This is a genomic window from Vicinamibacteria bacterium (assembly GCA_035620555.1).
Lineage (GTDB): Bacteria > Acidobacteriota > Vicinamibacteria > Marinacidobacterales > SMYC01 > DASPGQ01.
This window is the reverse complement of record DASPGQ010000224.1, coordinates 1-11,948: the sequence shown is the minus strand read 5'-3', so window position 1 is coordinate 11,948 and position 11,948 is coordinate 1. Positions and strand designations below refer to the sequence as shown.

The 11,948-nt window shown below is 65.3% G+C and carries 10 protein-coding genes; 3 read left to right on the top strand and 7 right to left on the bottom strand.

Going from position 1 to position 11,948, the window contains the following annotated elements; all coding sequences use genetic code 11:
* Positions 1 to 265 precede the first annotated feature (265 nt).
* Together VEK15_09440 and VEK15_09435 are read left to right on the top strand one after the other, a co-directional pair.
* Positions 266 to 499, top strand: a complete 234-nt coding sequence (locus VEK15_09440; protein ID HXV60907.1) for a hypothetical protein — start codon at positions 266 to 268, stop codon at positions 497 to 499.
* Entirely contained in the window at positions 496 to 915 is a 420-nt protein-coding gene (locus tag VEK15_09435) for a PIN domain-containing protein (GenBank protein HXV60906.1), read from the top strand. Before VEK15_09440 ends, VEK15_09435 begins: the two co-directional genes overlap by 4 nt.
* A 114-nt stretch (positions 916 to 1,029) precedes the next feature.
* On the opposite strand, the gene VEK15_09430 is transcribed toward VEK15_09435, so the two are convergent.
* Genes VEK15_09430 through VEK15_09420 form a run of 3 tightly spaced genes read right to left on the bottom strand, consistent with a single transcriptional unit; the run spans position 1,030 to position 5,124 of the window.
* Complete coding sequence (locus tag VEK15_09430) at positions 1,030 to 2,073, bottom strand: xanthine dehydrogenase family protein subunit M (GenBank protein ID HXV60905.1); 1,044 nt, start codon at positions 2,071 to 2,073, stop codon at positions 1,030 to 1,032.
* Between the two features lie 10 nt (positions 2,074 to 2,083).
* Positions 2,084 to 4,495 (bottom strand): xanthine dehydrogenase family protein molybdopterin-binding subunit, encoded by a 2,412-nt coding sequence (locus VEK15_09425; protein ID HXV60904.1) that lies wholly within the window; start codon positions 4,493 to 4,495, stop codon positions 2,084 to 2,086.
* 2 nt (positions 4,496 to 4,497) lie between these two features.
* Positions 4,498 to 5,124 (bottom strand): (2Fe-2S)-binding protein, encoded by a 627-nt coding sequence (locus tag VEK15_09420; protein ID HXV60903.1) that lies wholly within the window; start codon positions 5,122 to 5,124, stop codon positions 4,498 to 4,500.
* Positions 5,125 to 5,258: 134 nt separating this feature from the next.
* Here VEK15_09420 and VEK15_09415 point away from each other — a divergent pair, with 134 nt between their 5' ends.
* Positions 5,259 to 7,928, top strand: coding sequence for a protein kinase (locus VEK15_09415; protein ID HXV60902.1), 2,670 nt, complete (start codon positions 5,259 to 5,261; stop codon positions 7,926 to 7,928).
* A gap of 961 nt (positions 7,929 to 8,889) precedes the next feature.
* Here VEK15_09415 and VEK15_09410 read toward each other — a convergent pair.
* From VEK15_09410 to VEK15_09395, 4 genes are all read right to left on the bottom strand, one after another.
* Complete coding sequence (locus tag VEK15_09410; protein ID HXV60901.1) at positions 8,890 to 9,324, bottom strand: putative toxin-antitoxin system toxin component, PIN family; 435 nt, start codon at positions 9,322 to 9,324, stop codon at positions 8,890 to 8,892.
* Positions 9,321 to 9,557: a ribbon-helix-helix protein, CopG family gene (locus VEK15_09405; protein HXV60900.1), complete on the bottom strand. Its 237-nt coding sequence runs from the start codon at positions 9,555 to 9,557 to the stop codon at positions 9,321 to 9,323. The genes VEK15_09410 and VEK15_09405 overlap by 4 nt, the downstream gene beginning before the upstream one ends.
* 112 nt (positions 9,558 to 9,669) lie before the next feature.
* Entirely contained in the window at positions 9,670 to 9,873 is a 204-nt protein-coding gene (locus tag VEK15_09400) for a hypothetical protein (GenBank protein HXV60899.1), read from the bottom strand.
* A 126-nt stretch (positions 9,874 to 9,999) separates the two neighbouring features.
* A partial coding sequence (locus VEK15_09395) for a hypothetical protein (GenBank protein HXV60898.1) occupies positions 10,000 to 11,948 on the bottom strand: 1,949 nt, incomplete at its 5' end.

Below are 11,948 nucleotides of genomic sequence, written 5' to 3'. Positions count from 1 at the left end.
TACTATGGCGACCAGCAACTGTACCTGGACTCGACAAAGGCAGAGGAAGAGAGGGAAAAAGAAAAAAAGAAGAAGTGACCGCGGACGTCGACCGCTTTGATGCGCTGGGCGAGGATCTTTGTTACGGCGTCGTGCTCGGAGATGAAAGCGATGACTTTCTCCCCTAAACCCGAATAGGCGACTCGTCTGTCAGCGGACAGTGCCGTAAACAACTAAAAGAACGAGGCATTTTGACTTGAGACGTTCATGGTGGGACAATCCCACCATGAGCACGTCCACCGTGGACTCCAAGAAACGAATCGTGCTGCCTGGCAGCCGGCCCGGGGACGTCTTCGACATCCAGCAGCAGGCCGAAGGCCGCTTTCTCCTCGTCCGACTCGAAAAACCGGAACGAATCCGGCGAGTGAGCAAGTCGGCGTGTTTGGAGGCCATGCGCGAGGCGCCTCTCCGCATGTCGATGACCTGGGAGAAGCTTCGGGAGTTGACTCGCGAGCCATGACCCTTCTGGACACCAACGTGCTCATCTACGCGTTCGACGCGGATTCGCCGCTTTGCGAATGGGCGAGCGAAAAGATCGCCGATGCGGTCGCCGGCGACGGCGGGGCCATCAACGCGGTGAGTCTAGCTGAGCTCTGCGTGGGAGATGAAGAGCCCTCTACAGTGGCGGATCGCGTCCGCAGTTGGGGCGTCGAGATTCTCGACGTGCCAGGAGCCGCCGCGGACGCGTGCGCGCGGGCCTTCCGTCGTTACCGAGAACGACGAATGACCCAGTCGGGAATGCCGATCGCGGACACACCGCTTCCCGATTTTTTCATCGGTGCGCATGCCATGATCCTGGGCGTCCCCCTCGCGACGGCGGATAGAGGCAGGTTCGATACATACTTTCCCGGAGTTGTGCTCGAGACACCTCCTTGAGCCCTACCCGAGAGGGATGGTGTAGGTGACCTCGTCCGCCGCAATCCCGTCGCGGCGCTCGACACCGACGATAGAAATAGCTATCGTCCGCTCTCGATCTGTGAGCGCTCCGGCTCAGCGTGAGATGGCCGCGTCCCGCTGGGTCAGAGTCGCGGGGCTCACGGGAGCGGCTCTCAGCACCGCGCGCTTGACGAGGTTCTGCATCAGCGGGATCTTAAACCCGTTGAAATTCAGGGGCCTGGCCCCTTCCACCGCGGCGCGCCCCGCGAGCACGGCGGTCTCTTCGTTCCGAGGACGGCCTTTGACGAGAGCTTCCACCGACGTCAGGCGTCGCGGCGTGCACTGGACGCCGGCGCAGGCGATCCGCATCGCTTCGATGTTGCCGGAGCCGTCGAGCGTCATCGCGCTCGCCACGTTGACGAGCGGGAAGTCCCACGTGTTGCGGTCCGCGACCTTCTCGAAATAGAAGCTCGCGCCCGACCACGCCCCGGGAATGCGGATGGAGGTGAGAAGATCGCGGGGCTCGAGGACGGTCATGCGGGTGATGTCCACCGCTTCGGGCATGAAGAACTTCTCCGCCGATACGACCCGCTCGCCTCTCACGTTCCGGATCACCATCGACGCGTCGAGCGCCACCAAGGCCGCGGCGCAGTCGGAGGGAGAGACCGCTACACACCGGCCCCGCTCGAAGATCGCGTGCTCGCGGTTCATGGCGACCGGCGTGTCGGCGTAACAGATGTTGCCGCCCGCGCGGTAGCAGGCGAGCCCGAAACGGTAGTACCAGCACCTCGTGTCCTGGCAGACGTTTCCTCCGAGCGTTGCGGCGTTTCGGATCTGGGGGCTGGCAACGCGTCGGGCGGCGTCTCCGAGCACGCCGTACCGCTCGCGAACGAGCGGCGAGCGCTCGATCTCGGTCAGGGTCGTCAACGCGCCGATGTCGATTCCGTCCTCCGTCTCGCGAATGCCTCTGAGGGCTTCGATACCGTCGAGATCGATGACCGCTTCGGGCGACTTGACGCGATCCTTGAACCAGTCGAGGCTGTCGTAGCCGCCTGCCAAGGCCCAGCCGCGCTCGCCAAAGCGGTCCATGAGCTCCACGGCTCCCTCCGCGTCCGTCGGCTGGTAGAGCTCGAACGAGCCCATCATGTCTTGCTTCATGAATCCATCCTCAGTCGGTATTGACCTGGAGCGGTTTGTGAGACTGCGGACGTCCCGCGGCGGCGTTGATGATCATGTCGGGGACCACTGGCGTCCGGTTGAAGTAATGGCCTCCGAGCGCATCCGAGATGGCGCACAATAGCGCCGCGCCCGCGCACCCCATGAGGGGCTCTCCCACGCCCTTCGCCCCCACGGGATTCTGCGGGTCGGGCTCGTCGACGGCGTCCCAGTCCATTTCGAGGGGGACGTCCAAATAAGAAGGAGGCTTCGCCTGGTAGAGTCCCACCGAGTGCGGCACGGCCCACGCCGGGTCGTAGATATGGCGCTCGAGCGTCGCGAGCCCGAAGCCCATCACCGCGCCGCTCTTGACTTGCGCCGCGAGGCCTTGCGGGTGGAGGACGGTGCCGCAATCGGCCACCCCCAGGTAGTCGAGGATCTCGAACTTGCCCGTCTCGAGGTCGAGCTCGATCTCGATGAATCCCGCCGCCAGGGCCGGCACCGTCCCCTTCTTCTCGAGCGTGTCCTTGGCGACGCCGATCAGCCCGGTGCCCGCGAGGGCAGAGACGGCCCCCTTCGTCAGCGGGTTCAAGTCCTCGGACACTTCGTCGCCGCTGAACTTCCCGCCGAGCTCGACCGCTCGCTGAGCCGCCTGGGCATAGGTGATGCGCCGAGACGGGTTCGAGCGCCGGAAGACGGTCTCGTTCCCGATGTCGTAGTCGTCGGGGGCGCCCCCGAGCTCGAGCGCTGCGATCTCTTTGAGCTTCGAGACGGCGTCCGTGGCCGCGGCGAAGTTCGTGCGGCTCATCGTGAAGGACGTGTTGGAGCCGAACTGCCCGAAGTTCCACGGAAGGCCGCGGCTCGAGTCCCCGCGCACGATCGCGCAGTTCTCCCACCGGCACTTCAAGACCTCGGCCGCGACGCGCGACGTGGCGGCAAACGAATAGGTCCCGAGATTACCCACGCCCGTGTGAATGTTGAGCTTGCCGTCCGGCGTGATCCGCACGAGCCCGTCGAAGCCACTCGAGCCCGCGGAGTGGTAGGCCTGCCCGATACCCACGCCGATGACTCTGGATCCGCGTCGGGTGCCGCTCCGGGCGCGCCGCTCGCTCCACGCGAATCGCTCCGCGCCCCGCTCGAGCGCCTCTCCCATGTAGGAGCTCGTGATCGGACCTTGCTCACCGCCGTACTTGGCGTCGTGACCCGGCGCGTTGATCCGCCGAATGGCGAGCGGGTCGATCCCGAGCTCGCGCGCCGCTTTGTCCATCAGCGGCTCGACGGCGATCGCGATTTGGTTCTGTCCCGGCCCCCTCTGCGCCGTCCGAGGAGGGGTGTTGGTCGCCACCGCCACCCCGCGAAAGCGCATCGCTTCCGGCGTGTAAACGATCGAGACGGCGTTGGCCGCCGCCGTCCAATCGCCGAAGCCGGCGTGGGGCCCGTTCTCCTGGACGATGTAGAGGTCGACAGCGAGCACCCTCCCATCGTCGCGGAAACCCATCTTGATCCGACCCTGGAACCCGGCGCGCGCCTGCCCGATGAAGTACTCCTCCGCTCGGCTGATGCGCATCATGACGGGCCGGCCCGTCTTCTTCGCCATGAAAGCCGGGACCGTCTGGAGCGGGTAGGGGCCACCCTTCGAGCCGAAGCCGCCGCCGCAGTTCTCGGCGACGTAGACCAGTTGCTCCGGCTCGACGCCGAGAAGCCGGGAAAGGCCCGGATGCACGAAGCTCTGACTCTGGCTGGAGCCGTACAAGAAGCACTTGCCGTTGTCCCAGTACGCCATGGCGCTTCTCGGCTCCATGGAGTGATGGGAGTTGGCGGCGGTGACGAACGTTTCGTCGAGCACGAGCCTGGCGTTCGCGAACCCGGCTTCGAAGTCTCCGAACGACCACTCGAGCGCGGGCTCGCCCATCGGGAGCTCGCCGTCCCTGCTCGCTTTGAAGTCCTCGTCTTTCCACTTGAGGCGCTTCATCCCCTCACGGGGCACCATGACGTTTCCATCAGCGCGGGCGTCGGGTCCCTTGGGGCGGAGGCTCTTGAGCGGATCAACGCAGAACGGAAGCCGTTCGTAATCGATCCTGATCTTGCCGATCGCGTCTTCGGCAGTGGTCTCGTCCACCGCGGCGACGGCGAGGATCGGCTCGCCGATGAAGTGCGGGGTGTTGGTGAGGATGGGATCGCCGGGCCCTTCTGTTTCCGGCACCTCGTCTGCGGTCAATACCGCCACGACGCCGTCCATCGCGAGCGCTTCGGAGGCATCGATGTTCTTGACCCGAGCGTGCGGCATCGGGCTGAGGAGCAGGCGGCAAAAGAGCATGCCTTCGGCGCGGAAGTCTTCTGCGTACTTCGCCTGCCCCGTGACCTTGCCGCGGATGTCGGGTGGCGTGAAGTCTCTTCCGATCAGCCGATGGGAGTCGTTCGCCATCGCTAGACCTCTCTCGCGGCGCGCATGACGCCGTTCAGGTAGTGGTCGTAGGCGCCGCAGCGGCAGAGATTTCCCGCCATCGCCGCGCGCGCTTCCTCACGCGTCGGGTTCGAGTTGTCTTTCAGGAGCGCCACCGCCGCCATGACCTGGCCGGGCGTGCAAAAACCGCACTGCGGGCCGAGCTCGTCCATGAACGCCTGCTGTACGGGGTGGAGCTCACCCGACGGGCTCTCGAGGCCTTCGACGGTCGTGATGGCACGACCGCGCATCCGGTGCGTCAGCGTCGAGCACGAATAGTGGGCAACGTCGTCGATGAGCACGGTGCAGGCGCCGCACTCGGAGCGGTCGCACCCGAGCTTCGTGCCCGTGAGTCCGAGCTTGTAGCGAAGCGTCATCGCGAGCGTTTCCTGGGGGAGCGCGTCCACCCGGCGCGTCTGCCCGTTGACGTTCAGAGAAAGGAGTCGCTCCACCGCGCCCCGCCGGGCCCGCCCCGCAGCCGCGGGCGTCCGGTAGGCGAGGCTCGAGACGACGACGCCCGAGGCGATGATGGTTTTGATGAACTCACGGCGGGACACCGCCGTGGGAATGGCGAAGCCCTGAAGCGGGCAAGGCTCGTTCGAATCGACCATGGTCCTCTACCAAGTGGCAAGCGGCATTCTGCCTCGACCCGTACGGAGGTTACCACAACCGGGAAACGGGAAAGACCGCCCAGCAAATCTGGCTTGAACCGCTTCCAAGCGGCGCGTAGACTCGCCACGAAATCATGACTCTATCTTCCGGACGTCGACTCGGAGCCTACGAGGTCGTCGAGTCCATCGGTGCCGGTGGCATGGGGGAGGTCTACCATGCCCGGGATACGAAGCTCGGGCGCGACGTCGCCATCAAAGTCCTTCCCGAGTCGTTCGCTTCCGACGACGCGAGGCTCGCCCGCTTCGAGCGGGAAGCGCGCCTCCTCGCCTCGTTGAACCATCCGCGCATTGCGACCCTCCATGGATTCGAGGAGCACGACTCTCTTCGCTTCCTCGTGATGGAGCTCGTTCCCGGCGAGACCCTTGCCGAGAGGCTCCGGCGCGGCCCCATGCCGCTCGATGAAGTCCTGGCGGTTGCTTCCCAGATCGCTGACGGGCTCCAGGCGGCACACGAGAAGAATATCGTGCACCGGGATCTCAAGCCGGCGAACGTGAAGATGACGCCCGAGGGAAATATCAAGCTTCTGGACTTCGGACTGGGAAAGACGTTCGGCGACGACCGTCCGGGGAGCGAGGTTTCGGAGTCGCCCACAGCGATGTACGCCGCGACCGGGGTGGGGTTGATTCTCGGGACCGCTTCCTACATGAGCCCGGAGCAGGCGAGGGGAAAAGCGGTCGACGCCCGCACCGACGTCTGGGCGTTTGGCTGCGTTCTCTGGGAGGCGCTCACCGGACGAAAGACGTTCGACGGCGATACCGCGACCGACATCATCGCTGCGGTGGTCAAGCTCGAGCCCGACTGGAATGCGCTCCCGGCGGACACGCCGGCGTCCGTGCGCAAGGTTCTCAAACGGTGTCTGCAGAAAGATCCCGTGCAAAGGTTCCATTCGATCGCGGACGCTCGTCTCGAGCTCGAAGAAGCGCCGACTGTGGTGACCACGGCTCCGATGGCAACGGCCACCCGACTCCCCTTGGCTCTCGCCTTCGTCGCCGGAGCGCTCCTTACCGCCGTCGTCTGGTGGGGAACGAGACGTGCGCTCCCCCCGGCCGAGCCGGTGCGGCTCACGCTTTCGATTCCGGGCTCGGACGCCGTTCGCTATCCCCAAGTGGCCCCCGTGATCTCGCCCGACGGAAGGCACGTCGTCTACGCCGCGAGCCGCGGTCCGGCGCGACCGCAGCTCTTTCTCCGCTCCCTCGACCGCTTCGGGGCGACGCCCATTCCCGGTACTGAAGGAGTCGACGCGAGCCCCTTCTTCTCGCCTGACGCCGAGTGGCTGGCCTTCTTCGCCGACGGAAGGTTGATGAAGCTCCCTCTCGCTGGGGGCGTTCCCGTTACCCTCACCCAGATTCCCGGCTTTGCGGGCGGCGCCTGGGGCGACGACGGGACGATCGTCCTCGGGACCTCCGAGGGGAGTCTTCTCCGCCTTCCCGATTCGGGAGGGGCGACGGAGCTCCTGCTCGACGCGGGTCCCGACGACCTCAAGTCGTCGCCGTTTCTTCTGCGCGGGAGCCGGGAGGTTCTGTTCTCGTCCTACGCGGAGACGGGTCGGAACATCGAGGTCGCTCGTCTCGACACCGGCGAACGCCGCACTCTCGTGAAAGGGGGCATCAGTATCAATCCGCATTACGTAGATACGGGCCACATCGTCTACCAGGCCCGCACGTCCCTCGTCGCCCTTCCCTTCGACGTCGGTCGACTCGAAGCTCTGGGCCCGGCCGTTCCGGTGCTCGACGGAATCCGGCTCACCGGGCTGGATCGAGGCCAGTTCAGCGTCTCGAGAGACGGCACTCTCCTAACCGTACCCTTGACGAGCCTTTCGTTGCCGAATGGACGGCTCGTTTGGGTGGATCGTGAAGGGAAGGTAGAGCCACTGGGCGACGATCGCCGAGCGTTCGTCCCTCATCCCCGGCTGTCTCCGGACGGCCGCCGGGTCGCGGTGGGAATCGGGGATTTCAGCGGCGGCGCGTCGGACGTCTGGCTCCTCGACGTCGGTCGGGAAAGCTTGAGCCGCATCACCTTCGACGAAGGGGCTTTCAGCTTGAGGCCGTTCTGGTCGCGGGACGGAGCGACGTTGTTCTTTTCCTCGAATCGGAACGGCCCGCTCTTTCACCTGTTCTCCCAGAATGCCGACGGGAGCGGCGAGCCGGCGATGCTGGACGAGGGCCCGTACCGCATCCTGACCTCGGTCTCTTCCGATGGGAACGTGGCCATCTTCCGGCAGCAGTCGGATATCGCCGGAGTGAACCGGAACGTCGGCATGTTCCGCCTCGATGAAGACGACGAACCGGTGCTGCTCCTCGACTCCCCGTACAACGAGCACAGCGGAACGCTCTCTCCCGACGATCGCTTTCTCGCCTACGTCTCCGACGAGAGCGGCCGCGAAGAGATCTATGTCCGCGGCTTTCCCGACCTCGGTCAACGAACGCCGATCTCGACTGACGGCGGCACCGAGCCCCTCTGGTCGCGCGACGGAAAAGAGCTCTTCTACCGGAACGGGGATCGGATGATGGCGGTTCCGGTGCTTTCGAGCTCGCCCACGCTCGACGTGGGACGGCCCGTGCTCCTCTTCCAAGGGCGTTTTCAGTCGGGAGACTTCGGCGGGAATCCCGGCACCAACTACGACGTCGCCCCCGACGGCCGCTTTCTGATGATCCAGGAAGAAGGCGCTTCCGCGGAAACGTCGTTCCAGATCGTTCTGAACTGGGGCGAGGAGCTGAAGCGCCTCGCGCCCGTGCGCCCGTAGCGTCCGGCTACTTCTTTCCGGCCGCCCTCGGTTGACGGGAGTTTCCGCCAGATGACCCCCGCGTCCCACGCCGGAACATACGTCGGGATCTGCGCCGGGCCCGAGACCTTCGACGGCCTATCTCTCGGCAGTTCCGTTCGGAAATCATGTCGAATCGCATCGCTGGTGCATACTGGTGCATTTCGGTGCATCATGCTGCTATGGCAGCTCGCGAGACAATCGGCAGAAAAAGTGTGAGCCTTCCGACGCCGATCGCCAAACGCGTGAACGCCATCGCCCGAACGAAGAAGACGAGTGCGAATCGCGTGATCGTCGACCTGATCGAATCGGGTCTGGAGGCCAGGAGCAGGAGAGAAAACGGTTCTTCGAGCTCACCGAGCGGCTGATGCAATCGGACAATGCCAGAGAACAGCAGCGGCTCAAAGACGAGCTCGCTCGGCTTGTCTTCGGTGCCTGACGACCCGGGATGCCGAAGATTCAGTGAACGGAGCTCCCTCCAGCGCTTCTCGATCACCCGTTCGATCGGCTTCGAGAACGAAAGATCACTGCTGGAGACTTGTACGGCTTGAAGCAATGGCGGGAATCGGAACCAGACGCACCCGACGGCCTTTGGTACAAGGACTTCGGGGCCTTCAAGGTCTTCTCCCGTTCGACGTCGGCGGCATCATTGCTGTTGGCCTGGAGGAAGCTCTGCACGTGTGAAATGAGCCCCCGGTCGCGGAGCAGGGGTGAGTATCTTGTGCCGGAAGAGGAGCTCGGCCCGGTGACGTCTTCGGGATGCTCGACGAGCTTTCGCGGAGGCGTCAGGGCGTGAAGGGGAAGCCGCCGCGCCACTCCGGCCGGGCCCCGAGCAGGGAGCGAGCGCTTTCGAGCAAGCCCCGAAGCTACGACAGAGCCAACCATCTAAGTCAAAAGGGGCCCATCCAACCCGAGCGCCGGAGCGTGTCGATAGACGAACCGATTACGACCCTTTCACGAGGAGCTCGACGAACGCCGCTGGCGAGAGCGCGGAGCGTCCGGGCAGGGGAGATTCGAGTAGAGCGCCGTCGCCCGTCACCAGGACGCTTCCGTCGTGGCATGCCAGGAGCGACCACAAGTGTTGGTCGTCGCGATCTGGCGCTTTCTCATCGGCGATGGCAGGTTCGCGAACGATGGCGCTCGCAGCGACCTCAGTCAGCAAGATGTCGATCTCGCTCTCGTTGAGTCCGTGTCGCGCCGCGATCTTCGGGCGCAGCAAAACGGACCGATATTCGGCAAGCAGTTCTACCGAGAGGAGGAAGTCGAACTTGCGATGTAGCATTCCGTCGACGACGCGGGCCGTCGGAGCATCGACATCACCTGTGATGAGGCCGCTGACAAACACGTTGGTATCGACCACGAAAGGGCCGAGCGTCAACGCTGCCGCTCCGCGTCCGTCTCCTCGGTCGCAAGCTGCAGAGCCTCGTGTTCGCTCAAACCAGCGTACTCCCGCGCCCGAGCGACCAATTCAACCGCGCGCGCTGACGACTTGATTCCGTAGAAAGCCAGACTCTCCTCGATGATTTTACCGATCGTCTTGCCTTGCCGAGCCGCGGCTTCTTTCACGGCGCGGTGAGTGTCTTCCGAGAGCGAGATCGTTATCCGTGCCATATTGGTGATTATACACCAAAACACCGAGATGCAGATGCCTGTAGAGAGTGACTTTTGCTAGCGGAGAAACCATCAGCAGGCCTTCTCATGTTCTTTGCTGCTTCAACTGCGGTTACTGACTGCCTCCCGTCAGCCAGCCGGGGATGAGCAGGAAGTTCACGAAAAGAGTGTTATTCGCCCCATTCCAGCGTGAATCTGTCGCCGGGTACACATCGACGTCATCGATCTTGCCGTTCAACTCATAGACCAGACCGAGCATTACAGCTGTCGACTTATCCGGGCGCGGATAGTAGTACCCGTATCCCTCATCTTTCATAGCTATCCGCAGAATTACGCTCACGCGCACGCGCAACGCCCGATACCAATTCCTAGCTCCTCATGGCCTGACCCCCGGCCAAGAACTGGCCCACGAAGTGGTCGAGCTCATCGGCAAGGCAAGCTGTCAGCGTCCAAGGGGGGCGGGGGGCGAACGTTCCACGATCCAGATGTCCGCTTCCGCGCGAGCCGCGCCGTAGTAGATGGTTCGATCGTCGGGGCTGATGGCGAACCCTTCGTTGTAGGCGGCGGGGGCCGGCAGTCGGACGTCGACGCTCGTGCGCCTGAGCGTGACCGTGTCCAGCACCACCAACTCGCTGCCGTTCTTCGCGAAGTAGACGACCCGCCGACCGTCGGCAAGCCACCTGACCGCGGTGGGGTCGTCGGTACTGAGCGCCGTCGTCACCTGCGTGGCCAGGTCGTACACGGCGACACCGGCATTCCCCATCCGTCCGCTGGCGCTCGCGAGGGCGCCGGCGATCCGGGTGCCGTCACGCGACCAGCTCATGGGCAAGAAGTACTTTCCGTCCACATGCCTACCCGTCAGCTCCACGGCCGGGCCGCCGCCGATGGGCGCCAGGTAGACGGCCTGACCGGAGGCGGAGCCGAAGACGAACTGGTCGCCTCTGGGCGACACGGTGACATAGACAGCGCCAGGCTCCTCGCCCGCGAGCCGGCGCAGATTCCCGCCGTCCACGCCGACCGACCAGGCGGCCCAGCGGCCGTCGCGGGTGGAGTAGAAGACGAGCGACCGCCCGTCGGCGGTGAACATCGGCCCGCGATCGCGCGCGGCATCATCGGTCACCCGCCGCATCCGGCCGTCGGCCGAGCCGATGAAGATGTCCTCCTGGTGCTCGCCAATGTTGTAGAACACAATCTGCTCCCCATTCGGCGACACGTCGTTCGGGATGCGGACGTTGTTCTGCGTGTCGAGCACCATCGGCGTGCCGGCCCGCTCGCGGGACGGGTCGAACGGAATCGCGACGGGATTGACCGCTGCCACCCGGGATTGGAACACCAGGCGCGATCCGTCGCGGGAGAGCCGCGGGAGGGCCGCCGAGGCCTGCACGCCCGCCGTCACGGGCTCCGGAGCTCCCTCCGGCTGTCCGCTGGACTCGTCCACCGCGATCCGCCAGAGGTTCGTGGCGCCGCCGCGATCGGAGGAGAAATAGACGAACCGGCCGTCCGGCGACCACACGGGCGACCAGTCGATGGCTGGGTCGTCGGTCACGGCCACGCGCGCGCCCCCGGCCGCCGCGACGGTGAAGATGTCCCGCTGCCCTCCGGTATTGCTCCAGTAGACGATCCGCCGGCCGGACGGCGACAAGGACGGCTGGACGCCATCGCCGTCGATCAGCGTTCGCGGCGTGCCGCCGCCGAAGTCGACCGCATAGAGCGTGCTGTCGCCCACCCGCGACGCGGGGTCGCGGACCTCCTCCGAGGCGAAAGCGATCTGGCGCGAGTCCGGCGACCAGGCCGGGTCGAACCCGAACGCGGTCACTCGCCTCACCGACTCGCCGGTGGCGCCCGCAACGAAGATGCCCCCGACGGCGTTGGACTCGTGAAAGGCCAGGAGCGACCCGTCGGGCGAAAAGGCGGCTCCTCGCTCGTCCCGCTCGGGATCGTCGACGACCGGCGTCGGGTTCCGTCCACCGACCCGTTGCGAGTAGAGACCCCAGCTGCCGTTCCCGCGCGCGGCGTACACAACCGTCCCGCCGTCGGGTGAGATCGTCGGCGACGTCTCCTCGCCGGCCGCCTCCGTGATTCTCGTGAAGTGGCTCCAGCGCGCTTCTGTAGTCGGGCTGCCGCGGTGTATCCATATGCTGGCAGCCGCAAGGAGTATGCCGATCGCCGCCGCCGTCCATGGCAGCCAGCTCCGCGCCGCACGCGCCGGCGACGTCGCCGCCGCCTCGTCCTGCAGGCTCGACGTCTGGAGCGCGATCCGCGCCTCGCCGATGTCGCGCAATCGCATCTTCACGTCGCGCTCCAGGCAGCGCGCCAGAAGCTTCCGCAGGTGCTGTGGCACGCTCTCGGGCAGCGCGCTGAAGTCCGGCGCGTCTTTCAGGACCGATGCCA

Bases quoted from the DNA above. Each gene is read 5' to 3' on its own strand.
- VEK15_09440 (HXV60907.1), top strand. From the start codon at position 266: ATGAGCACGTCCACCGTGGACTCCAAGAAACGAATCGTGCTGCCTGGC.
- VEK15_09435 (HXV60906.1), top strand. From the start codon at position 496: ATGACCCTTCTGGACACCAACGTGCTCATCTACGCGTTCGACGCGGAT.
- VEK15_09430 (HXV60905.1), bottom strand. From the start codon at position 2,073: ATGAAGCAAGACATGATGGGCTCGTTCGAGCTCTACCAGCCGACGGAC.
- VEK15_09425 (HXV60904.1), bottom strand. From the start codon at position 4,495: ATGGCGAACGACTCCCATCGGCTGATCGGAAGAGACTTCACGCCACCC.
- VEK15_09420 (HXV60903.1), bottom strand. From the start codon at position 5,124: ATGGTCGATTCGAACGAGCCTTGCCCGCTTCAGGGCTTCGCCATTCCC.
- VEK15_09415 (HXV60902.1), top strand. From the start codon at position 5,259: ATGACTCTATCTTCCGGACGTCGACTCGGAGCCTACGAGGTCGTCGAG.
- VEK15_09405 (HXV60900.1), bottom strand. From the start codon at position 9,557: ATGGCACGGATAACGATCTCGCTCTCGGAAGACACTCACCGCGCCGTG.
- VEK15_09400 (HXV60899.1), bottom strand. From the start codon at position 9,873: ATGAAAGATGAGGGATACGGGTACTACTATCCGCGCCCGGATAAGTCG.